Origin of the sequence: Planktothrix paucivesiculata PCC 9631 (assembly GCF_900009265.2) — a bacterium.
Lineage (GTDB): Bacteria > Cyanobacteriota > Cyanobacteriia > Cyanobacteriales > Microcoleaceae > Planktothrix > Planktothrix paucivesiculata.
On record NZ_LR735015.1, the window covers coordinates 75,208 to 97,781 of the forward strand.

18 protein-coding genes and 4 pseudogenes are annotated in these 22,574 nt (G+C 41.3%); 12 read left to right on the forward strand and 10 right to left on the reverse strand.

The features are described from left to right. Positions 1 to 73: 73 nt before the first annotated feature. Both PL9631_RS12040 and cobQ read right to left on the reverse strand, forming a co-directional pair. A complete protein-coding gene (locus PL9631_RS12040) occupies positions 74 to 307 on the reverse strand; it encodes a 2Fe-2S iron-sulfur cluster-binding protein (protein ID WP_083620624.1) in 234 nt (77 codons plus the stop codon). 39 nt (positions 308 to 346) lie between these two features. Then, positions 347 to 1,813 (reverse strand): cobyric acid synthase CobQ, encoded by a 1,467-nt coding sequence (gene cobQ / locus PL9631_RS12045; protein ID WP_083620626.1) that lies wholly within the window; start codon positions 1,811 to 1,813, stop codon positions 347 to 349. Between the two features lie 123 nt (positions 1,814 to 1,936). Between cobQ and upp the strand changes: the two genes are divergently transcribed. Both upp and PL9631_RS12055 read left to right on the forward strand, forming a co-directional pair. Next, positions 1,937 to 2,593 (forward strand): uracil phosphoribosyltransferase, encoded by a 657-nt coding sequence (gene upp, locus PL9631_RS12050; protein ID WP_083620903.1) that lies wholly within the window; start codon positions 1,937 to 1,939, stop codon positions 2,591 to 2,593. Positions 2,594 to 2,943: 350 nt separating this feature from the next. Continuing rightward, positions 2,944 to 4,362, forward strand: coding sequence for an energy transducer TonB (locus tag PL9631_RS12055; protein ID WP_083620627.1), 1,419 nt, complete (start codon positions 2,944 to 2,946; stop codon positions 4,360 to 4,362). Between the two features lie 86 nt (positions 4,363 to 4,448). Here the strand turns inward: PL9631_RS12055 and PL9631_RS12060 are convergent, their stop codons facing one another. Continuing rightward, positions 4,449 to 5,345: a hypothetical protein gene (locus PL9631_RS12060; protein ID WP_083620629.1), complete on the reverse strand. Its 897-nt coding sequence runs from the start codon at positions 5,343 to 5,345 to the stop codon at positions 4,449 to 4,451. A gap of 154 nt (positions 5,346 to 5,499) precedes the next feature. Here PL9631_RS12060 and PL9631_RS12065 point away from each other — a divergent pair, with 154 nt between their 5' ends. Further along, positions 5,500 to 5,754, forward strand: coding sequence for a hypothetical protein (locus PL9631_RS12065; protein WP_083620630.1), 255 nt, complete (start codon positions 5,500 to 5,502; stop codon positions 5,752 to 5,754). Between the two features lie 37 nt (positions 5,755 to 5,791). On the opposite strand, the gene PL9631_RS12070 is transcribed toward PL9631_RS12065, so the two are convergent. Further along, a complete protein-coding gene (locus tag PL9631_RS12070) occupies positions 5,792 to 6,874 on the reverse strand; it encodes an IS630 family transposase (protein WP_083616166.1) in 1,083 nt (360 codons plus the stop codon). 137 nt (positions 6,875 to 7,011) lie between these two features. Between PL9631_RS12070 and PL9631_RS27380 the strand changes: the two are divergent. The 4 genes and pseudogenes from PL9631_RS27380 to PL9631_RS12085 form a co-directional block, all read left to right on the forward strand. Continuing rightward, positions 7,012 to 7,095: pseudogene (locus tag PL9631_RS27380) on the forward strand (hypothetical protein); the annotation flags it as partial. A 705-nt stretch (positions 7,096 to 7,800) separates the two neighbouring features. Beyond that, positions 7,801 to 8,799 (forward strand): annotated as a pseudogene (gene rpoD, locus PL9631_RS12075) (RNA polymerase sigma factor RpoD); the annotation flags it as partial. 357 nt (positions 8,800 to 9,156) lie between these two features. Further along, positions 9,157 to 9,447, forward strand: coding sequence for a nucleotidyltransferase family protein (locus tag PL9631_RS12080; RefSeq protein WP_083620904.1), 291 nt, complete (start codon positions 9,157 to 9,159; stop codon positions 9,445 to 9,447). Further along, entirely contained in the window at positions 9,444 to 9,782 is a 339-nt protein-coding gene (locus PL9631_RS12085; RefSeq protein ID WP_083620632.1) for a HepT-like ribonuclease domain-containing protein, read from the forward strand. The genes PL9631_RS12080 and PL9631_RS12085 overlap by 4 nt, the downstream gene beginning before the upstream one ends. Positions 9,783 to 9,832: 50 nt before the next feature. On the opposite strand, the gene PL9631_RS12090 is transcribed toward PL9631_RS12085, so the two are convergent. Further along, a complete protein-coding gene (locus PL9631_RS12090; protein ID WP_083620633.1) occupies positions 9,833 to 11,857 on the reverse strand; it encodes a serine/threonine-protein kinase in 2,025 nt (674 codons plus the stop codon). A gap of 233 nt (positions 11,858 to 12,090) precedes the next feature. Here PL9631_RS12090 and PL9631_RS12095 point away from each other — a divergent pair, with 233 nt between their 5' ends. Then, positions 12,091 to 12,588 (forward strand): Uma2 family endonuclease, encoded by a 498-nt coding sequence (locus tag PL9631_RS12095; RefSeq protein ID WP_083620635.1) that lies wholly within the window; start codon positions 12,091 to 12,093, stop codon positions 12,586 to 12,588. A 21-nt stretch (positions 12,589 to 12,609) separates the two neighbouring features. Here PL9631_RS12095 and PL9631_RS12100 read toward each other — a convergent pair. Then, a pseudogene (locus tag PL9631_RS12100) lies at positions 12,610 to 13,660 on the reverse strand (transposase). A 115-nt stretch (positions 13,661 to 13,775) separates the two neighbouring features. Between PL9631_RS12100 and PL9631_RS12105 the strand changes: the two are divergent. Beyond that, positions 13,776 to 13,961: pseudogene (locus PL9631_RS12105) on the forward strand (Uma2 family endonuclease); the annotation flags it as partial. Positions 13,962 to 14,013: 52 nt separating this feature from the next. On the opposite strand, the gene PL9631_RS12110 reads toward PL9631_RS12105, so the two are convergent. From PL9631_RS12110 to bioB, 4 genes are all read right to left on the reverse strand, one after another. Next, positions 14,014 to 16,284 (reverse strand): transglycosylase domain-containing protein, encoded by a 2,271-nt coding sequence (locus PL9631_RS12110; protein WP_083620636.1) that lies wholly within the window; start codon positions 16,282 to 16,284, stop codon positions 14,014 to 14,016. 49 nt (positions 16,285 to 16,333) lie between these two features. After that, positions 16,334 to 16,804 (reverse strand): signal peptidase II, encoded by a 471-nt coding sequence (gene lspA / locus PL9631_RS12115; RefSeq protein ID WP_083620638.1) that lies wholly within the window; start codon positions 16,802 to 16,804, stop codon positions 16,334 to 16,336. 167 nt (positions 16,805 to 16,971) lie between these two features. Next, positions 16,972 to 17,556, reverse strand: coding sequence for a biotin transporter BioY (locus PL9631_RS12120; RefSeq protein ID WP_197046352.1), 585 nt, complete (start codon positions 17,554 to 17,556; stop codon positions 16,972 to 16,974). Positions 17,557 to 17,575: 19 nt separating this feature from the next. Next, entirely contained in the window at positions 17,576 to 18,697 is a 1,122-nt protein-coding gene (bioB, locus tag PL9631_RS12125; RefSeq protein ID WP_083620641.1) for a biotin synthase BioB, read from the reverse strand. 432 nt (positions 18,698 to 19,129) lie between these two features. On the opposite strand from bioB, the gene pstS reads away from it, so the two are divergent. The 3 genes from pstS (at position 19,130) to pstA (ending at position 22,481) form a co-directional block, all read left to right on the forward strand. Beyond that, positions 19,130 to 20,311: a phosphate ABC transporter substrate-binding protein PstS gene (gene pstS, locus PL9631_RS12130; protein ID WP_083620644.1), complete on the forward strand. Its 1,182-nt coding sequence runs from the start codon at positions 19,130 to 19,132 to the stop codon at positions 20,309 to 20,311. Positions 20,312 to 20,554: 243 nt separating this feature from the next. Then, on the forward strand, positions 20,555 to 21,511 hold the full coding sequence (gene pstC / locus PL9631_RS12135; protein ID WP_083620645.1) for a phosphate ABC transporter permease subunit PstC: 957 nt from the start codon (positions 20,555 to 20,557) through the stop codon (positions 21,509 to 21,511). Between the two features lie 70 nt (positions 21,512 to 21,581). Continuing rightward, positions 21,582 to 22,481 carry a phosphate ABC transporter permease PstA gene (pstA, locus tag PL9631_RS12140; protein ID WP_083620647.1) on the forward strand — a complete coding sequence of 300 codons (900 nt, stop codon included), beginning with the start codon at positions 21,582 to 21,584 and terminating at the stop codon, positions 22,479 to 22,481. Positions 22,482 to 22,574 lie beyond the last annotated feature (93 nt).

The window sequence follows — 22,574 nt, forward strand, 5'->3', positions numbered from 1 at the left end:
GCAGGGGAGGTAATGCTATAAACGCAAAACCCATTCGTAATTCGTAATTCGTAATTCGTAATTCCCTAATATCCTACCAAGTCGGATCACTATAAATATTAATGGTCATTTCACTTTTCCCAGGGGGAACAGCAGAAATACAAGCACAGATAAAATTATCTTTGTCTATTTCCACTTCACAAGCATGACAAGACCCCATTAAACACCCGGTAGGAATGACGACCCCAGCGCGTTTTGCCACATCTAATAAAGGTTCGCCCGGTTGAGCTTCAATCGTTACTTCGTCGGGCATAAAATGGATTTTCATAGTTAATTTTTACCGCTAAAAATCAGATTTTTTTTGAGCTTAACCTAGAATACAATTCAGATCTAAATGAGATTCTATCGTATCTGCTAATACATCTAATAACAGTTCTCGCTGTTCTCGATAATTGGCAATTCCCGTGGGTAAGGCATTTAAACCCCTAGATTTTCGCAGATGATTTAGCCAAGTTCGTCTCCAAGGGCCGTTATCAAAAACACCATGTAAATAATGCCCCCAAATGGATTTTTGACTATTAACATATCCTAAATTTTGATCATCAAATAAAGGAAAAATATCATTAGCATCCAGAAGTTGGGTGCGTCCTTGATGAATTTCATAGCCTTCGACGGGTAGATTTTCCTGGGGATAATGAGAATTTACCAACCGTTGGCGGGAGGTTTTTTGGTTGGAAATTACTGTTTTTAGGGCTAGTAATCCTAATCCCTGATGATCTCCTTGTTTTCCCTCTATTCCATAGGGGTCGGAAACCACTTTTCCTAACATTTGATAGCCGCCACAGATGCCCATGACTTGACCCCCCGCCTCAATATAATTTTTAATTTGATCTGCCATTCCCGATTCTTTTAATACTTGCAAATCTGATATAGTTGTTTTAGACCCAGGCAAAATAACAGCATCGGGATGTCCTAAATATTCCGAAGGGTTAATATACTTAACTGTCACCGTTGGTTCGGAGTCTAAAGGATCAAAATCGGTGAAATTAGAAATGCGAGGAAAACGGATTACGGCAATAGTTAATTCTGTTTGAGGAGAACCCGAAGGTCGATCTAATAAGCTTAAAGAATCCTCGGCGGGAAAGGGATGATCAATCCAAGGAATTACGGCAACAACGGGAATCTTAGTATATTCTTCTAACCATTCTATTCCCGATTCTAATAGCGATCGCTGTCCCCTAAATTTATTAATCACAATACCCCGAATTAAAGCCCGTTCATCGGGTTCTAATAATTGTAAGGTTCCCACCACATGGGCAAAAGCGCCACCCCGATCAATATCAACTACTAATAAAGTTTTAGCATTCAAGTGTTTAGCCACCCGCATATTAGTTAAATCTCGATGTTTAAGATTAATTTCCGCCGGACTTCCCGCCCCTTCACAAACTAAAACATCAAATTCTTGGGTTAAATATTCTAAACATTCAGTAATGGCTTCCCAACCCCGATCAAAATATTGTTCATAATAATCACTAGCTTTGACCACCCCAACTGGTTTCCCTTTAAAAATCACCTGAGAGGTCATATTTCCTTGGGGTTTCAATAAAATTGGGTTCATCGTCACCGAAGGAGTAACCCCCGCCGCCCAAGCCTGCACCGCTTGAGCATAACCCATTTCCGATCCCGCCGGAGAAACATAGGAATTGAGGGCCATATTTTGCCCCTTAAACGGGGCCACTTTCACCCCGCGACGATGTAAAATCCGACAAATGGCCGTCACCATCATCGATTTTCCGGCGTGGGAAGTGGTTCCCACAATCATAATTGCTTTCATAAGTAATCAATCTGAAGACAGAATAATATTTTAATCGGTTAGGGTGGGGTGGGGTTAGAAACCTTTAACTTGACCCTGGCACTGGTATGGGATGATAGTTGAGAAATGAAGAACGGTTTTGATATGGCTCCTCAACTGCGTATTTATGTCCCGCCCCATCCTCTGATTAAACATTGGTTAGGGGTAGCGCGAGATCAAGCGACTCCTCCAGGTTTGTTTCGGACGGCAATGACGGAGTTAGGGCGTTGGTTAACTTATGAAGCGGCGAGGGACTGGTTACCAACCCTAGAAACAACGGTACAAACTCCCTTAACCGAATGTAATGCCACGTTTGTTAATCCTGAAGTTCCCCTGATTGTAATTCCAATATTACGGGCGGGTTTAGGATTGATGGAAGGAATTCAAAGTGTTATCCCCCTATCTTCGGTCTATCATTTAGGTATGGTACGCAACGAAGAAACTTTAGAAGTTAGTTGTTACTTAAATAAATTACCCGCCGAATTTGACCCCCAAACTCGGGTAATCATTAGTGAACCCATGTTAGCAACCGGGGGAACTATGATGGCAGTGATGGCTGAACTCACCCAACGCCGTCTTGACCCGGCTTTAATCAGAATTATTTCTATTGTCGCCGCACCCCCGGCGTTACAAAAGTTAAGTCAAGCCTATCCTAGTTTACAAGTATATACGGCGATTATCGATCCCGAAGTCAATGAACAGGGCTTTATTATACCTGGATTGGGAGATGCGGGCGATCGCACCTTTGGCACTTTTGATTAATATTGCTATTTACTGAGCCAATTAATTGAGTCTCGCAAGATTAAACTCTCGGGATTTTTTTATGTTTGGTGGCACAAATTTTATAAAATCTCCGTCCTGAAGTTGTAGTATAGTTGCAAATCGGGAATGGGTTATTTCTAGGGTGGCGATCGCCCGCCCAACAGATAACCAGCAGTTAGAGGCGGATGTGGTGTTGATTAGTGGATATAGTCGAAGGGGCGACGCGACCTGATTCAGTCATCTATAATGAATGGGGTTAGCGATCGCCCCCCTTTGCGTTTATTCTGTTTGTCGATTCTAATTGTTAAAATCAAACCCTGAGCGATTCCCGTTTAAAATTAAAGTTTATTATGACGGCTTCTACAACATCCTTTATTGAATTTTTACCCCCGACCGTTCGCCAGCCCGTTGTCCTGTGTGTCTTGGCATCTTTAGGGCTGCATGGGGTATTTGCGGCCAATATTCAATATATGAGTTTCTATTCCCAATCGGTTAAACTCCCGCCAACGGTGCAAATCGTGGAACTTTCCCCGGAACAAATTAATGGGGTTTATCCGGCCCCCCCGTCTAAGCTCTCCTTCACCCCCTTAGACTCTCTCTCCCCCTCCTTATCTATTCTTCCAGTCCCCGGCATCGATAATATTTTGCCTCCCCCTGCACCGGAGGACTTCATATCCGGCGCATCTCTCCCCGTCTGGCCGACGAATATTCCCCTACCGCCCGCGAGTAATTCCCCAGGTTTACCTACCTATCGTTTACCCCCCGTCGTCTCCCCAGGGTCTAATTCCGATCCTCTCAATTCCGGTAATATCGGGTTTTTGCCTAACTCTAGTCCCTCTTTATCCTTTATTCCCGGGCCTCCTTTGGGCTTTGATAACTCTAATGTTCCTCCGGGTGAAGTTCCTGGGCAGCCCAAACCACAGGGAAATCTGCCCCCGGCCGATGAGTTAGCCCTCAGACAACAGTTAATTCGGGAATTGGGTCAGGATGTGGATTGTCCACCGATGTTTAATAATGGCAATTGCACCCCTTCAATGTTCAATCCGAATAATAATCCCGACACTCCCGCTAATCCTACCCCTCCTGAAAATAATCCCCCAGTTGCACCCACTCCCCCGAAAGGTTCAATTCTGGCCGGACTCCAGAAGGGTTTGCAACAGGACACAACAGCCCAACCCCAACAACCCGAAACCCGTGAAGGTGTGATCAGTGAACAACAAACGGCGATGTTACAGGGAGGAAGTGCTTATTTAAACTGGGTGAATCGTTTATTGCCCAACTATCCCAACTTAGAAACCGCCTCTCCGATGGTGGCAAACCGTTTCTATCCAGCCGCAGCTTGTGAACAAAAGTTAACCGGGAAGGCTTTAATTGGGGTTGTGGCGGGGGAAGGGGGAGAAGTTATTCAAAAGCCAGAAACCTTATTAGGGACAGGTTATCCCGTTCTGGATGATGCCGCGGTTGCCGCGGTTGCGGAAATGACCTTTGACCCGAGTAGTTCACCGAAAGCCTATCAAATTCAATTTCAGTTTGATAGTCAGGAAAACTGCAAGACCGTTGATAACCCAAGTCCAGAACCCGCAAATCCTGCCGGGGCGACTTCTCCACCCCCAGCACAACCCATCCCCCCAGCTTCGGAAACCCCAGCACCGACTAATCCTGTGGAACAAAAACCGCCGGAGTCCACGGAATCCACCGCCCCAACTTCAGAAACCCCAGAATCTGCCGCGCCCCCAGAAGCCCCGATGTCGGAAACCCCAGACCCTTAGCCGGAAGTTCAGAGGAAATAGGCAATGGGCAATCAATTAGAACCCTTTTTGTAGAGTAGTTAGGGCAGTTGATTTAACTCTTTCGATCAGGTGTTGCCAATTGCCTGTTCCATGTTGCCTGTGATATCAAATAGGCGATCGGCGTGACAAAAGATTTCCCAGGCGCGAATTCCCATAAACCCAATCCCGGCAACCGCTAAGGGTATGGCAGCAGCACCTAAAAGCGTGGCAATGGGGGGAAATATCATACAAATTGTTAACAGAATTCCGGTCATTACACCCCCGGTAATTCCAGCAGTAGCGGTGGCAGTAGCTACTTTTTCAACTAATTCAGACTGGGTAATTTTGCCTTCAACGTACAATAAAGAGTTTTCTAAAATAGAAAATACTAACTCAATAACTGCTGCAACAATCGCACCTTTAAGAGTTGCCCCAACGATTTCGGCAACGGCTGTTTTCAAAGCGGCGCCTGCTAAAACCTTCTTCGCCGCGGCTAATTCTTGGGGGTTCATGTCCACCCCACCACGAGCCCGATTCACCGTAGAATATTCAAAAATCCCGTTAATGGCTTCGCTTCCGCCGCCATTAACGTGGGCTTTGATGTGACTCCAATCCTTATCCTGACAGAAGTTACGAATGGCTTCTGGCCCTTGGGCGCTAATTTGGGCGGGTATGGATTCAAACACCTTGGCGGCTTCTTGAACACTTCGCATTCCATCACGCACACCCGCCCGAGCGAATTTTAATTGTAACCCTGTAGGTAGGTTTTCAAACCGGATATTATGGGCGACTTTAAAGGCTTCTTGAGTCACAACGACCCCAGCACCAACCATGGAACCGGGGGCGGATTCTACCCATGTCGTGACCGTCTTGGCACTGTCCTGAACATTGGCAGCTATTTGGTTAGCGAAATTTTGGGTATCGTTAACCGTTTCTTGAACCTTGGCAGATAGAAATTCGAGGGGATTAGGGTTAATTTCCATATTGATCCGGTTTGCCTGGTTAATTATTTAATTATTCTCACTATAGCAGAACTGAAGCCGTTGATAAAGTGTGATAATTTTTCTTAATTAAACCTTTGTTATTTAATGCGGTTATGAGTTTAAAATTGATAAATAACCTGTAATAGTTAAGACCATGACCGCACCCTCTGAACGGCCAGCTATTGAGAATCTTCGGGGTAAATTCACCAGTCCAGACCTTCAACAACGACTTACAGCCCTTTCAGACTGTCTAAAATTTGATCAAGGTTTAGATTTACTCGCGCAACAGGCATTAACCAACCCTTCAGAACAGGTTAAACAATCTGCTTATTGGGTGCTGTATGGTGATAATCCTTATTTAACTGAAAATGTTAATTTGCGATCGCCTAATATTATACAAGATAAGTAGGTGGTCATAAATAAAGTCAATAATAGAAAAAGATTGTTTAGGATAATTCTTGAGAGTTACTCAGGGAATTAAATCGCAAGCGATCGCAGGTACAATCATTTCTTTCGTTTCTATCTTCAATGGCTTGAATCACAGCTTGGCTCAAATCATATTCATCTTCAAACATTCTTCCCGCCAGTTCATGAGTTTTTAATTGATGCCATTCTGGTTCGATTTCATTCAATTCAGGGCTATAAGCAGACAGGAAGAAAAATTCTAATTTTTTGTCTTGCCACTCCCTTTCTTTTTCTTGTATTTTTTGACTTTTATGGACACTGTAGTTATCTTGAATCAGTACGGTAATTTGTCGAGTATTTTGAAAATGCTTTTCAGCTTTTTCCGCTTGCCAATCTATAAATTTTATGTAATTCTCACTTGTAATTCCTGACAAACTTAAACCGTACTCAAAACTTTTTCCTTTTTCTAATACTCCAATTACATTCAATCTTTTTCCTCGCTTTTTCGTCTGGTTTATTTGTTTCTGCTTCCCCTTTTTTACATAGGTGTAACTCACAGGACTCCATAAACAAAAACCTGCCTCATCTAAATATTTTAATCTGACCAAACCCTCTTCTTCATAACGCTTTAACGTCTCCAAATCTCTTTTCTTGCTCGCTGTTTTTTCGGGATTCTGTTTTTTCTTTAAACTGGCTTTTGTTCTTTTCCAGCGCCAGTCTTTTTTTTTTAAGATTTTTCTAATTCTTTCTGCGCTTAGTGCGATCGCTCTCTCTCGCAGAAGTTTTTCCGACAGTTGACGGCTATTATAAGTTCTTTCATCTGACTCTATACAAGTTTCTAAATATTCTATATCTTCTTCTTTCCACCTCCGTTTTCTTCCCGAACGAGGAGCATCAAATAATCCTTCTTTTTCTTGATTTATCCATCGAGTTATTGTTTTTCTTACCATGGCTTCTGAACACCTTAAAGTCTGGGCTATTTTTGAGACCATCCATCCTCCATCACTAAACATTAATATATCTATTCTCTGCCTTGTTCTTTTCGGAACTTTCTCTTGCTGATACAGAGTTAGTAGCTCTTGTTTTTCTTCTTCTGTTAGTTGAATTCTTAACCTCAGTGGCATGACTATTCCTCTGATATTTCTTCATTTCTTATTTTAACTCTATTTATGACCACCTACTTAATATTCAAGTCGTAGGAACCAATAATGGCAGTATTTATATTCAAAACCTTAATCAATACCCTAATCCATCTCGTAGAATCACAGGTCATACTGGATTTATTAGTTCTATTGCTGTTAGTGCTAATGGCAAACTATTTGTTAGTGGGAGTCGGGATTGGATCAAAATTTGGGATTTGCAAACAGGAGAACCTTTATATCTCCTAGAAGGTGAGTATCCTAAGCTAAAATCATTACAAATTAACCCTAATTATAGAGAGCTATATTGTGGTCAATCTCAACAATTTAATGTTAAAGGTTTTGATCAATATAATCAACCTATTCCCATCGGACAAGTCACTTGGACGGCTACAGGGGGAACAATTAATCAGAATGGTTATTTTATTCCATTAGAGGATGCTGATGGAAGTTATGAAGTTTATGCTAAAGCTATCCCAGAGAATATTAGCGATTTAGCTGAGTTTAAAGTTATTCCTGTTCCCAAGATAAAAGATGTTTATGTTTCATCTGATTTTAGCAATAGAAATCCGGTTAAACCTTATTTCATAGATGAAGTGATTAAAACGGTCGGTGAAACAATAGAAAAATTAGATCATTCCAAAAATAATCCTAACCCCGAACCAACTCCACGTCCAGCACCATGTCCAACACCGAGTCCAACACCATGTCCAACCCCAAGTCCAACCCAAACTCCGACTCCAACTCCGACTCCAACACTAACTCCCGAACCCAAGGAAAACCCTGAAAGCTATTCTAAAATGGCAATAGGAGTATTCACTCGTTGGCATATTCGATCTTATATCTTCCGAGATTTGGATGAATTTAAATTACTGTATGGTCATTTGTATGGTTATTACCAGATGCCATTTGGTAAATGGGTTAGATCCCGGCGTCGAACTCAGACCAAGAAAAAACACTATACAGAAGATTCGATTCGTCTTTATCTGCAAGAAATTAGTCGAATTCGTTTATTACGCGCGGATGAAGAAATTGAACTCGCTCGTAAAATTGCCGACTTACTTGAACTAGAGCGAATTCGGGAAAAATTGATGGAACATTACGACCGCGAACCCAATGAGCAAGAATGGGCAACCGCCGTTGAAATGAGGCTACCAGAGTTCCGCCGCCGTCTTTATATAGGCCGTCGGGCTAAAGATAAGATGGTACAGTCTAACCTGAGACTGGTGGTTTCCATTGCCAAAAAATATATGAATCGAGGTCTATCTTTCCAAGACTTGATTCAAGAAGGCAGTTTAGGATTAATTAGAGCCGCCGAGAAATTTGATCACGAAAAAGGTTACAAATTTTCAACTTATGCGACCTGGTGGATTCGTCAGGCAATTACTAGAGCTATTGCTGATCAATCTCGGACAATTAGACTACCAGTTCACCTGTATGAAACCATTTCTCGGATTAAAAAGACCATCAAGTTACTGTCTCAAGAAATGGGTCGCAAACCCATGGAAGTAGAAATCGCAACTCGCATGGAAATGACCATCGAGAAGTTACGGTTTATTGCGAAATCGGCTCAACTTCCAATTTCTTTAGAAACACAGATTGGAAAAGAGGAAGATTCTCGCCTAGGAGATTTTATTGAATCCGATGGCGAAACTCCTGAAGATCAAGTGTCTATGAATCTATTACGAGAAGACTTAGAATATGTATTAGATACCCTCAGTCCCCGTGAACGAGATGTCTTACGTTTACGTTATGGGTTAGATGATGGTCGGATGAAGACATTAGAAGAAATTGGTCAGATTTTTAATGTCACCCGTGAACGGATTCGTCAAATAGAGGAGAAAGCTCTCAGAAAGTTACGTCATCCTAACCGTAATAGTATCTTGAAAGAATATCTATTGTTATTTTAGGATCTAAAGCAGTGCGAGCGTTCTTCCTCGTTACACCCCAAAATCCACCAATTAATTGTTTTAATATCAGGACTTACGCACCCAACCAAAGAAACCGGGTTTTTTCCTAAAATATTCGTTTTGACCCACATATTCTCTAAAAAACCCGGTTTCTCGATCCTCATGCGTAAGTCCTAAATATTATTGTATTTGCGATCGCATATTCTTATATTAATATCAATTTTAGTAAGATGGTGCGTGTTAATTTGATTGGGGTTGCGATCGCTCCTATTTAAAATAGTGTAATACTTGAAAAATTATCAAATTTATGATACAATAACCCATATAGTTTTTAACTCATTAATTCCTAATAAACTCATGAACCTTGATGACCTGCTGAAAAGTTATCGTCAAGAAATTTTAAGGATTGCGGCTCAATATGGAGCCTATAATATCCGAATTTTTGGATCTGTGGCTAGAAATGAAGCAGATTCCAATAGTGATGTAGATTTTTTAGTTGAGCTTGAACCTGGAAGAAGTCTTTTTGATTTAGGTGGACTTCTGATGGACTTACAAAATTTATTAGGGTGTCCAGTTGATGTTGTTACAGAAAAAGGTTTAAAAAAACGAATTCGTGAACAAGTATTAAAAGAGGCAATTTCCTTATGAGAAGCGATTCCGAAAAATTAAAGGATATTTTGGAAGCTATTATTCGGATTGAAAAATATTCTGTTCAAGGTAAGACCTGTTTTGAAGAAGATGAATTAATTCAAACTTGGTTTGTGCAAAATTTACAAATTATCGGCGAAGCATCTCGCGCACTTTCAGGAGATTTTAGAGAACAATATTCAGAAATGCCTTGGTCACAAATGATTGGAATGAGAAACATCTTAGTTCACAATTATTTTGAGATCGATACAGAAATTGTTTGGTCTGTTATTGAACGAAATTTACCCGAATTAAAAGCTCAAATAGAAACTATTTTAAGAAGAATAGATAATTAAATTAATACGATCATTAATATAGATTTTAACCTCACCTCTAAGAATCAATGTTATTGTTTCCACAACTTCACCGTCCGGTCATAACTTCCCGTGGCTAACCATTGACCATCGCCACTAAACGCCACCGTAAAAACATCACTATCATGGGCTTTAATGGTTTCTAATAATATCCCTTTTTGTACATCCCAAATATCAATTATTCCCTGTCCTCCTCCACTCACTAAAAACCGATGATCTGGGCTAAAAACAATATTAAATATCTCTTGATCATCGGCTCTTAATGTTCTTAATAATACCCATTTTTCCTGTTGATTTTGCCATATTCTAATCATGCCGTTTTTAGACGCCGAAGCCAACAATTGACCGTTTAAACTAAACGCCACACTTCGCACCCAGTCCCCATGACCTGTTAAGGTTTGGACTTCCTTTGCTGTGTTCAAATCCCAAATTTTTACCGTTTGATCTCGACTCCCACTGGCTAACTTTTGACTATCCAAACTAAACGCCACACTATAAACTCGATCCTGATGACCTGTTAAAGTAAACCCCCGTTTTCCCTTATTCATATTCCAAATTTCAATATTTTTATCTCGACTTCCACTGGCTAAAAATTGACCATTGGGACTAAACGCCACCCCTTCCACCCCGTCTTGATGACCCGTGAGGGTATACCACCTTTTACCCTTGGTCATATCCCAAATTTCAATGGTTTGATCCCGACTCCCACTCGCCAAAGTCTTGCTATCAGGACTAAAAGCAATGGTCGTGATCCAATTGCTATGACCAACTAAGGTATACCACCGTTTCCCCGAGTCCAGCCGCCAAATTTCAATCGTCTGATCCTGACTCCCACTCGCCAAGGTCTGGCCATCGGGACTGAAAGCCACTCCGGTAATGGCGTTGCGATGACCACTGAGGGTATGGACACACTTCCAAGAGGGCGGGTGCAAGGGTTGAACACGCTGCTGTTGGGGGGGTGTCAGTTGTTGGATCGTGCGGGGGGGTAAGGTCTGGGAGGGGGCCGGGGCGGGAGTTCTAACGGTTTGGGGTGCGGGAGTTGGGGGGGATGGGGTTTGTAAATGGCGGGCGATCGCTACGGGTATGCCACTCGGATGTAGATCTTTTAGGACTTTTAAGGCAGAATCATAACGTTGACTGGGTAATACGGCTAACATTTTATCTAATATTTTTCCTAATTCCGAACTCACATAATTTTGTTTTAAATAATCTCGCCAAATCCATCGATCCTCATGAATATCATATAAATCAAAAGGGGAAATGTGCGTCATTAAATAAATACAAGTTACCCCCAAACTATAGATATCACTGCTATAAATTGCCTGTCCTCGGGTTTGTTCCGGGGCGACATATTCGGGACTCCCAATTACTGTTCCCATGATTGGAACTTGACTATCGGTAACGACCTTTGCGGCTCCAAAATCGACTAATACTAACTGACCTTGAGGTTGAGAACCCGCAGGAGTATTTGGAGGCGAAGATTCTCCCCGCAATTGTTGTAAAAATTCAGGACGAACTAAGGGCAATTGTGCCGATAAAGATCCCTCTCTCAGAATAATATTCGCGGGCTTAATATCTCGGTGAATTACCCGATGATGATGAATAAATTGTAAAACTGGTAATAAATCATCTAAGACTTGACGAATTTGGGCTTCATTAAAAATCCCGTGATCCAAAATTTCCGCTTCTAAGTTCGGCCCATTAATAAATTCTTGGACTAAATATTGATGATTCTCTTGTTCAAAATGGGCTAATAATTCAGGAATTTGAGGGTGTTTTCCCAACTCATCTAATCTTTCTGCTTCTCGATGAAATAACTCAATGGCTTTTTGAGAATTTCCCTGCATTTGGGGGCGAAATTGTTTAATCACACAAGCCGGACGGGAGGGTTTATCTTCATCTACGGCTAAAAATGTTTTACCAAACCCCCCATGACCAATCACTTTAACGGCGCGATACCGTTCTCTTAATAACAATTTTGCCCCACAGGTTAAACAGAATTTAGCCTCTGGGGTGTTCTGGGGTTGAGGACAATGGGGATTTAGGCAATAACTCATTATGATATAACTCAAACCAGCCTAAGTTTATTTTACCCTAAGATAACCGGAAGAAACCGTTTTTCTGAGAAACCTGGTTTCTATAAATTGTTATACTATAAAAAAATAATTCGTTGTTGCGCTTTAGCGCTCCTAATCTTAGCTATAAACAGCAACGACAAAATGCGCTGAAGTGCAACAACAAGATGCGCTTCAGCGCAACAACGAACTGTCTTATTAGTGTTATTTTATTTATGACTATTTACTTGGAATCGGAAACGGAAGTTAAATTAATCACCTTAGAGGAATTTTTGGACTGGGTTCCCGATGGTTACGGACGGTATGAATTACATCAAGGAGTTATTAAAGAAATGCAGCCTACAGGAACTCATGAACAAGTCGCTGGAGAAATTGCTGCTGAGTTGACCTTAGAAATTCGGCGTTTACAATTACCTTACTTTATTCCTCGACAATGTATTATCAAACCCATTGATTCTGATAATTCAGGTTATATTCCAGATGTGACTATTATTGATAAAAATGCCCTAGAAAATGAACCAATATGGAAAAAGCGCTCAACTATTACTCAAGGAGAAAGTTTACCTTTAGTGGTAGAAGTAGTTAGTACCAATTGGCAAGATGATTATTTAATGAAATTATCAGAATATGAAAGATTAGGAATTAAAGAATATTGGATTATTGATTATTTAGGGCTTGCTGAAAAAGTAACAGAAAAGGAAACGAATGATTAACTAGCTAATGAAGTCAGAAGGTCAGATAAGTTTTTTTCGAGGTAATGAGTTAAGAGATAACTTGTCATAATCAATGACTTGAAAAAAGTAATGGAATAAAAAAATTGACCCCAAAATCTGTCTAAGAATCACAGAGAGATTCATGACTAAAAAAGTAATAGCAATTGCCGTTTCGGAAGTATGAGCTAGTTTATTCATAATCCGATTCAGGCTAAATCTTCTTTTTCCTTGGCCAAATTTGCCTTCAATAGAATTCCGAATCTTTTCATCTTCTGACGCCTGCTTCTTAGTAGCTTTACTAATATTTACTGGAGGTCTACCTAACGGGGGGCCACTCATTCTAATCCCCTTTTCTTTACACCAAGCTCGGTTGTCTCTAGTTCGGTAAATTTTATCTACATGGACTGACTCAGGATAATGTCCCGTATATTCTTTAAAAGCCTCTATTTGTGCTTTTAAATCACATGATTCGTTAAAATTATCCCAACTAATCCGGTCAAGAAATACATATTCATCCAGACAACTAGCAGACAATTTGGCTCCAAATTCTACTGACGTTCCGGCTTTTCCTCGGACAATTGGACGAATATGGGGTTGGCTTAAACTTACGATTCTGTCGGAAATACTTTGTTTGTTATGATCATACATCCATTGCTGTTGACGATAAACTTCTGATACCACTAATAAACTCTTATATTGTCTGTCATTCAATTCATCCAGCCTCCCTCTATTGGCGATTATTTGGTCTATATGTCCTAAGTTTCGTTTAATATATTGCATCGGACAACCCAATAAAATACTGCAAGTAGGGATTTTCTTTGATTTGTTCTACTGTCTCTCTATCACTTATCCCTAATTTTTCTTTAATGATTAAGGCTCCCAATGCCATTCTAAATGTTTTGGCTGGTGCTCCCATAACAGATGAGAATAATTCTGCGTATTCCGCTTCAAATTCTGCCCACGGTATCCATTGGGCCATGATTACCCACCGATTCTCTTCTGAGAGTTTTCCCTCAAATGGCAGTTTGAACTCTTCGGGTGGTGTCCTTGGTTGCTCGTCTTTACGGTACATTTTCACCGACTCATGCAAGGTTTTTGCGTTATTTTACACCCATCCCTTGCACCTGATTCATTTTTTCTTGTCTTCACCTCCCCTCTGTTCTGGCTTTTCGCCTTTTTTCAGCAAGCCCTATTTAGGGTTAGGAGGTCGGCGATATATTGGAAATCCCAAACAGCCCACTATTTCAGTTTATCAAATGATCGATGGGGAATATATGGTAAATTTATTTAGAGAAAATGATAGAATAGAATCGGCCATATTCCCTGAATTAAATTTAACCCCAACACAAATTTTTCAAGGGGCTGAATTATAATTTTAAAAATCCCCCTAATCGTAATTCGTAATTCGTAATTCGTAATTCGTAATTATCTTGCAATCTGACTCATATAATCCCGCCATAATTTAGCCGCATTCGCACTACTTCCATTGGTAGGAGAATTATCATCATTCCCTAACCAAACCCCCGTGGTTAATTTTGAATCGGGAAGATAACCAATAAACCACAAATCAACATTATCATTTGTTGTTCCAGTTTTACCCGCTTCTCCTAATCCGATATAGGCACTTCTAGCCGTTCCCCGACGAACTGCTCCTTGCAATAAAGTTGTCATTGTTTCGGCCACAGAAGCCGATAAAACTGAAGGAATTGTGGGATTATCTCGATCATAAGCATAAATCACCCGACAAGTATTAATATCATTAAAATCCGTACAATCACTACTATCTAAAATTCGTTTAATTGCATGGGGGGAATGATGTAAACCATTATTAGCAACGGTGTTATAAGCTCCCGTAATTTCTAATAGATTCACCTCACTTTGACCTAGGACTAAACCCGGAACTGGATCAAGTTTTGAATTAATTCCTAGGAGTTTTGCCATGTCAATAACTCGATCTAATCCAACATCTTGAGCAATTCTCAGGGCGATCACATTCTCTGATAAGGCTAACCCTCTATACATATCTAAATCACCCCCACTGCGTTCACACCCTTGATAACTTTGTCCTTTCCAAGTTAAGGGTTCACAGGAATAGATTTGACCCGGAGGAATACCTTGGGCTAGTGCTGCTAAATAGGTAAATAATTTAAACGTTGATCCCGGTTGACGTTGAGCTTGGGTAACACGATTAAACTGACTTTCTTTATAATCTGCACCCCCCGCCATTGCCAAAATTTCCCCGGTATTAGAATCTAATGTTACTAGACCCCCTTGAGAAAATCCATCAGTTGCGCCCGTGGTCTGAATCGAACTTTTTAGGGAAGATTCTGCAATCGTTTGCATCGAAGGATTTAATGCTGTTTCTACGATAAAATTGCCTTCCCGTGCTAATTGTTCCCCTAATAACTGCTGTAATTCAGCAAAAATATAATCATAAAAATACGGGGCAATGGTACTTTCTAAAAACTCTTTAGCTTTGGGATTAATTTCAATCCGAGAACGACGAGCGCGATCGGCTTCATCTTCACTAACCATGCCCAGTTCTAACATCCGACTAATCACGCGATCGCGATACTCTACCGCTAACTGATAATTTTGAATCGGATTAAAACTATTGGGCGCGGGTAAAATTCCCACCAGGGTTGCTGCTTCTGAAAGAGTTAAATCCTGGGCTGATTTGTCAAAATAGAATTGAGCGGCATCCTCAAATCCATATAAATTAATCCCTAAATAAACCCGATTCAAATAGGTTTTTAGGAGCTTATTTTTACCATAAACCGTTTCTAATTTTAGCGCTACAACCGCTTCCCTAAATTTCCTCCCCGCCGAATCTTCTGTCCCGACATAATCCCGATATAAACTCCGGGCCAACTGTTGAGAAAGGGTACTGCCTCCTTCTCGAATTTCCCCATCCCGCACATTAGTTAATAAAGCGCGTAATGTGCCAAAGGGATCAATTCCCAAATGCCAATAAAACCGAGCATCCTCAGAAGCGACCACGGCTTTGGGTAAATAGGGGCCAAAATCCGATAACTGATCCGCTTCTAAATGGGCGATCGTATTAGCTTCTCGCAGGGGACGGCCATCGGCGGCGTGAATAATCACTGGCCCGGTTACGGTTTTTGGCAGGGGATCAACTTCAAATTTTTGCGACTCAAACAGCACCACAAGACCCACGGCGGCCGTTAAACCACAGATTCCATAAAACCCATAACGCAGGGTTTGAAGATACCAAGGGGGCGGATCACGATATTCGACCCGGGCAACGGAGGCCAATTCAGGTGGCCCCAAGGTGAAACTATCCCCATGGCGCAACGGCAGTTCTTTAACCCGTTGCCGTCCCCAATATAAGCCATTCGTGGAGTTTTCATCCTGAATCAGAAACCCGGTGCTACTCGGGAATAAGCCCGTTTTTTTGGGAGATCGGACGATACTGATATGGGTTTGGCTAACCAGGGGGTTACGAACGACAATATCGCAGGTTCGCGAAGATCGCCCGACCACATAGTGATCCCCTAATAGGGGATAAACTTCAGCTTTGTTAGTATCAGCCTGATGTACTATCAGTTCTGGGACTTTGGCATTGGGTTTGAGGATCAGTCGGGAAAAATTAACTTTGGCGTGAAGGGTCTGGACAACCTGTGTGATTGTGTTCAGGAGCGTTTGAGGTTTCTGAGGGGGCAAGGGGGTGGACATTTTCAGCACTCAGACTTGCGTGGGTCTGTATCTATTGTACCGTTTCGTTTCAGGACTCAGGTTTTAATTGGGTAAACATTGCCATAATTAAACACCAGATTCCAATATTAATCGAGATATCTGCCAAATTGAACACGGGAAAATTAATCAGTTGAAAATCTAGGAAATCCACGACATGACCAGAAACAAACCGGTCAATTCCATTCCCTAAAGCACCTCCTAAGATTAAACCATATCCTACCTGTTCCCAACGCTGGAGACGAGGGCCAAACAAAGCCATTGCCATTAATCCTAGACTCACCAATAATGATAGCCAACGTAACCATAAAATGCCGCCATTACTAAATAAACTAAATGCTGCTCCCGTATTTGTAACATAGGTTAGGTGAAACACATCAGGCCAAAGAGGTAAAGTTTCTCCTAGTTCAAAATTTTGTACCACCCAGAATTTAGTCAGATGATCCACAATTAAACTAACCAGAGCAACTATCCAGAAATTAGAATTTTTCTTAAATCGCATAAATCAGTCATCAGTTAACAGTCATCAGTCATCAGTCATCAGTTGTAGGGGCGGGTTCTTTTATATCTTTGTTAATTACCTAAATCTTGATAAACCCACCCTTACCAGTTATAAGTAGGCCAGACGTGCCAATAGCCCACGGCATCGCTGCGCTCGGGCGCGTCTCTTTAATAAAATAGTAATCCTCTTAAAAGATAAGATAAAACAGCTACCGCACAACTAACCGCTAATTGGCCAGGGAAAGGTTGAATAGAATATTTATTAATCGCATCTCCAAGAATAATTCCTTGAGTAGCAACTCCATTAAAAACGTGACTTAAACTTAAATAAATTAACCCTACAGTGTGAACAGTCAGTAATCCACATAAACAACTAAAGGCTAATAATTCTAATTTAGGTAAAGCTTTAAATGCTAAAAATCCACAGAGCCAGCCGCCGGGAATAAACCCTAATAAATATCCAAAGGTGGGCTGTTTTAAATAGTCTATTCCCCCTCCCTCTGAAAAAACGGGTAATATAGTTAATCCCAAAGCCAGATAAGCAATTTGGGACATGGCCGCGGCATTTTTCCCCCCCAAACAAGCAACTAACAAAACCGCCCCAATTTGATAGGTTACACCTAAAGAGTGAACTTCAACATTGTCTTGTTGCCAAAGCCAAGAGGGATCGGTGACAAAGGCTTCTAAAAAAGTGCCACCAATCGTTAATAAAACACCAATAATTGCCCAGAAAAACTCAGAGGTCGCTGTCACAATAGAGAAATATTAACCACTAGGAAAAATGAGGAACCTGAGCTTCACCCCCTTCGAGTCCCAAGGATTTTAACATCGCATGATCCTGTTCGGGAGCTTGACCAAAAGTGGTTAAATAATTGCCAATTAACATGGCATTAATTCCCGATTTTAGGCCCAAACCTTGCAGTTCTCCCATGATCGCTTCCCGTCCTCCAGCATAGCGGATAATTTGAGTCGGAAGAATTAACCGGAAAATTGCGATCGCTTTTAAGGCTTCATAGGGATCAAGTTTAGATTGTTCTGACAAAGGCGTTCCCGATCGCGGGTTTAATAAATTAATAGGGACGGACTCCACCTCTAATTCAGCTAAGGAGAAGGCCAAATCGATCCGATCTTCCCAGGTTTCTCCCATCCCAATAATCCCCCCAGTGCAGGCTTGAATTCCCGCCGCTTTCAGGTTTTTAACGGTTTGTACCCGATCTTCCCAGGTATGGGTAGTTACGACTTGGGGATAAAAGGCTTTTGAGGCTTCTAAATTATGGTTATAGCGGGTAACTCCCGCCTCAGCTAAAGCCTGGGCTTGTTCTAAGGTTAATTCCCCTAAAGCACAACAGGGTTTAACGTTGGTTTCTTGAATAATTCGTTTAACCGTGGCTAAAACCTGTTCAAATTCCGAGGATTTCGGACTATTATATTTAATCCCTCGTCCCTGAGAAACTAAACAAAATCTGTCGGCTCCGGCGGCTTCTGCGGATGCGGCATGGTCTAAAATTTCATCACTAGACTTTAATCCATAGACCGGAGAGGCTTCCCCCGGATGATGGACAGATTGGGAACAAAAACCACAGTTTTCTGAACAATTCCCCGATTTAATATTAACAATACTACAGAGATCAACGGTATTACCACAGCAAGATTGACGAACTTGATCGGCGGCTTGACACAGTAATAAAATTTGTTCTTGATCTTCAATCTGGCTTAGAGCTAAAGCTGCTTCTCGACTAATGCGATCGCCAGATATAATTCTTTCAACTAATTCATTCAGCCAGATTTGTAAGTCTTCTTGGGTTTCCCAATTCTGAGGAACTTCCAATGGGGAATCACTCACCGAAGACAAACTACTATTAAGCGCGGGTCGTACTGGAACTACATTGATCATGCCAGAATTGCTAGTTATCTAAAATTGTTGACGATTAACAGTTATAGCGGGTAATTACGAATTACGAATTACGAATTACGAATTACGAATTACGAATTACGAATTACGAATTACGAATTACGAATTACGAATGGGTTTTGGGTAATGAGTAATAGGGTTTTGGGTTTTGGGTAATAAGTTATGGGTTTTGGGTAATAAGTTATGGGTTTTGGGTAATAAGTTATGGGTTTTGGGTAATAAGTTATGGGTTTATAGCATTACCTCCCCTGCTCCCCCTGCCTCCCCTGCCTGCCCTGCTCCCCCTGCTCCCCTACCTCCTGGGTTATTGTACCATCAAGGGTATCGGGACAATCCTTAACCTCTCTTTAACCTTAACTTGTTACAGAGACGCTATTCTCTACGGTATCAACCCTAACAAAATATTGATTTTTTATGCTGTTTCGTCTGAATTCAATTAGTCCTTCTAGTCGTTTTGTAGCTAGATTTTCAGCCTTAGCCTTAACTTTGAGTTTAGCGGCTTGTGGCGGCAGTAATACCACGACAACTACAACAACTACAACTCCGAATCAAACAACGGGTACAGAAGGAGCAGCAACCACAACTCCTAATACCGCCTCCGGTGCAGCCCAATTAATTAGTTTAGAACAACCTGTTGCATTAATTGGTGCGGGGGCCTCATTCCCGGCTCCTTTATATCAACGCTGGGCTAGTGATATTAGTGCAGCAACCAAAAATCTACAAATTGATTATCAATCCGTTGGTAGTGGTGCTGGGGTAGAACGTTTTGTACAAGGGTTAGTTCAATTTGGCGCCAGTGATGTTGCCATGACCGATGAAGAAATTGCTAAAGTACCCAACGGCGTTTTACTATTACCCATGACCGCCGGAAGTATAGTTTTAGCTTATAATATCCCCGATGTAGCAGAAGTCAAATTATCTCAACAAAACCTAATTGATATCTTTTTAGGTAAAATTGCTAATTGGAATGATCCAGCCCTAGCCACAGATAATCCGGGTGTGACTTTCCCTGACTTACCGATTCAAGTAATTTATCGTTCCGATGGTAGCGGAACAACCGGAGTTTTTACAAAAAATTTAGCCGCGATGAGTGAAGAATGGAATAGTGCCGTGGGAGAAGGTAAAACCGTTCAATGGCCCGTAGGTATTGGCGGTAAGGGTAACGAGGGGGTTACGGCTCAAATCAGTCAAACGCCGGGTTCTATTGGTTATATTGAATATGGGTTTGCCAAAAGTGCTAACTTAAAAATGGCCTCCTTGCAAAATAAAGCGGGAAATTTTATTCAACCCAATGATCAATCCGCCGCAAAAACCCTCGAATTCGTAGAATTACCCGAAAATTTACGCGCTTTTATTACTAATCCAGAAGGAGCCGAATCCTATCCAATTGTTAGCTACTCTTGGATTATGGCTTATCAAAAGTACGATAAACCAGAAATGGCTAAATCCGTGGAAGCCATGATTCAATATGGATTAACTGAAGGTCAAAAAGTCAGTGCCCAACTGGGTTATGTTCCCCTACCTCCGGCGGTGGTCAAGAAAGTAGCGGCAAAAGCTGATCAAATCAGCCCAGACTTTACAATTAAAGTTGAGTGAGCGGGTAAATTCGTTCACCGGATGAACCCGACTTAGTTAATACTCAACTTGACAGTTGTAAGTTATAAATAGACGGTAAGGATGGCATTTGAGGGCTTTAAACCTGTTCAGGTTAGACTTGAAACTGCCTCCTTGCCCCAATTGGGTCTAGGGTTTTGATATTTTCACAAATGATAATCAAGGTTATTTATTTTAACCTTTAGTTTTGATTTATTTCAATTAATAGTGTAGAATATTCAATGTATGGCTATACCAAATCAGAATGTAACAGGAATTCCTCAATCTCGTTCCCCTATAGAAAAAAAACTGGATCAAGGGTTTGTTTGGCTAACACAAATTTTTGCTTGGGGAATTGTTGTCGTCTTATTATTACTGGGTTTTCCCATTGCTGAACAAGCCATTCCCGCCATTCAACAGTTTGGATTAGGGTTTTTATTTGGGAGTGATTGGAACCCCGTTACTAATCAATATGGCGCGTTTCCCATGATTGCTGGGACGTTGATGAGTTCATTAATTGCCCTATTATTTGCAGTACCTTTAGGTGTGGGAACAGCAATTTTCCTCAGTGAAGATTTTATTCCTCTCTCGGTTCGCACCGCCTTAACCTTTCTGGTGGAATTGTTAGCGGCAATTCCTAGTGTGGTTTATGGTCTTTGGGGAATTTTTGTCTTAATTCCTTTTTTAAGACCCTTTGGGATGTTCATGTATAAAAATTTCGGCTGGATTCCTTTATTTAGTACCCCTGGTGGGGGGCCAGGATTATTCCCAGCCGGGGTAATTTTAGCAATTATGACTCTGCCTATTATTACGGCAATTTCTAGGGATTCCTTAGCTAGTTTACCTCCTGATTTACGTCAAGCTTCTTTGGGGTTAGGCGCAACCCGTTGGGTCACTATATTTAGAGTTTTAATTCCGGCTGCTTTTTCTGGAATTGTCGGCGGAATTATGTTAGGACTGGGGCGGGCTATGGGAGAAACCATGGCAGCTACAATGATTATTGGTAACTCTAATAATCTGAGACCTTCCATATTTGCCCCGGCAAATACCATTGCTTCTTTGATGGCAAATCAATTTCCAGAAGCTTCGGGTTTACAGGTTTCAGCTTTGATGTATGCGGGATTAGTTTTGTTCGCCCTGACTCTATTAGTGAATATTGCGGCGGAATGGATTGTTAATCAAGTTAAAGCGAAATATCAATAATCTGAATCAGTAGTCACTGATCCTATTTTCAAAATCTGATCGGCCTAAAAAAAATTAGTGTTTTTTCTGTATGTCAAATCTAGCCAAAAATCCGAACTATCCTGAAAATCAAGAATTCAGTTTAATTCGCAACCCTAGAAGTTCCCGGGATATTTTTGAATTTTTAATGACGGGTATTGCTACAGCTTGTATTGTGATTACCTTGATCCCGCTTGTTGCGGTTTTGTCTTATATTTTTATCAAGGGGTCTGCCCGTCTAAATTTAGATTTATTTACTAAACTTCCCCCGGCTGCGGGGCAAACCACGGGAGGCATTGCCAGCGCGATTCTAGGCACTATTCAAGTGGTTTCAATTGCGACTTTGATTGCGGTTCCCTTTGGGATTTTAGCAGCTATTTTCCTCTCGGAATTTGGGGGAAATGGTCAAGTTGTCCGTTGGATTCGGTTTATCACTAACGTTTTAAGTGGTGTTCCCTCTATTATTGCCGGGGTGTTTGCTTATAGTTTTATTGTGTTGAAAATGGGGTCATTTTCAGTCCTGGCCGGGTCAATTGCTCTCTCGGTTTTGATGTTACCCACGATTATTCGCACCGCCGATGAAGCCTTACAAATTGTTCCCCAGGAAATTCGCTGGGCTTCGGTGGGGGTGGGTGCTTCTAATTATCAAACCGTCTTGCAAGTGGTGCTTCCAGCTTGCTTACCTGCGATTTTAACCGGAGTCACCTTAGCTGTCGCCCGGGCTGCCGGAGAAACTGCACCTCTATTATTTACAGTGGTTTATACTAATAACTGGCCGGGAGGAATATTTTCTCAAACTCTCCCATCTTTAGCCTATTTAGTTTTTGAATTTGCCAGGGGATTTGATCAAGTTTTACAAGAGTTTGCCTGGGCTGCGTCCTTGGTAATTGTGGCTTTGGTTTTATTCACTAGCATCATTGCTCGTTTTGCGACTCGGCAAAAACAGTTTTAAGTCTGAGCTTTCAACCTGTGAATTTTTTTGTTTCGGAGTTGTTTGTTTTTTTCTGACGCTGTTCTAATAATCATCAAAATAGAGGAGTAATTA

What these genes read in the sequence shown, in the direction of transcription:
- cobQ (WP_083620626.1), bottom strand. Translation starts at nt 1,813, where the DNA reads ATGAAAGCAATTATGATTGTGGGAACCACTTCCCACGCCGGAAAATCG.
- PL9631_RS12080 (WP_083620904.1), top strand. Translation starts at nt 9,157, where the DNA reads ATGAACCTTGATGACCTGCTGAAAAGTTATCGTCAAGAAATTTTAAGG.
- PL9631_RS12065 (WP_083620630.1), top strand. Translation starts at nt 5,500, where the DNA reads ATGACCGCACCCTCTGAACGGCCAGCTATTGAGAATCTTCGGGGTAAA.
- upp (WP_083620903.1), top strand. Translation starts at nt 1,937, where the DNA reads ATGGCTCCTCAACTGCGTATTTATGTCCCGCCCCATCCTCTGATTAAA.
- PL9631_RS12095 (WP_083620635.1), top strand. Translation starts at nt 12,091, where the DNA reads ATGACTATTTACTTGGAATCGGAAACGGAAGTTAAATTAATCACCTTA.
- PL9631_RS12060 (WP_083620629.1), bottom strand. Translation starts at nt 5,345, where the DNA reads ATGGAAATTAACCCTAATCCCCTCGAATTTCTATCTGCCAAGGTTCAA.
- bioB (WP_083620641.1), bottom strand. Translation starts at nt 18,697, where the DNA reads ATGATCAATGTAGTTCCAGTACGACCCGCGCTTAATAGTAGTTTGTCT.
- PL9631_RS12040 (WP_083620624.1), bottom strand. Translation starts at nt 307, where the DNA reads ATGAAAATCCATTTTATGCCCGACGAAGTAACGATTGAAGCTCAACCG.
- PL9631_RS12070 (WP_083616166.1), bottom strand. Translation starts at nt 6,874, where the DNA reads ATGCCACTGAGGTTAAGAATTCAACTAACAGAAGAAGAAAAACAAGAG.
- PL9631_RS12110 (WP_083620636.1), bottom strand. Translation starts at nt 16,284, where the DNA reads ATGTCCACCCCCTTGCCCCCTCAGAAACCTCAAACGCTCCTGAACACA.
- PL9631_RS12085 (WP_083620632.1), top strand. Translation starts at nt 9,444, where the DNA reads ATGAGAAGCGATTCCGAAAAATTAAAGGATATTTTGGAAGCTATTATT.
- pstC (WP_083620645.1), top strand. Translation starts at nt 20,555, where the DNA reads ATGGCTATACCAAATCAGAATGTAACAGGAATTCCTCAATCTCGTTCC.
- pstS (WP_083620644.1), top strand. Translation starts at nt 19,130, where the DNA reads ATGCTGTTTCGTCTGAATTCAATTAGTCCTTCTAGTCGTTTTGTAGCT.
- PL9631_RS12090 (WP_083620633.1), bottom strand. Translation starts at nt 11,857, where the DNA reads ATGAGTTATTGCCTAAATCCCCATTGTCCTCAACCCCAGAACACCCCA.
- PL9631_RS12055 (WP_083620627.1), top strand. Translation starts at nt 2,944, where the DNA reads ATGACGGCTTCTACAACATCCTTTATTGAATTTTTACCCCCGACCGTT.
- lspA (WP_083620638.1), bottom strand. Translation starts at nt 16,804, where the DNA reads ATGCGATTTAAGAAAAATTCTAATTTCTGGATAGTTGCTCTGGTTAGT.
- pstA (WP_083620647.1), top strand. Translation starts at nt 21,582, where the DNA reads ATGTCAAATCTAGCCAAAAATCCGAACTATCCTGAAAATCAAGAATTC.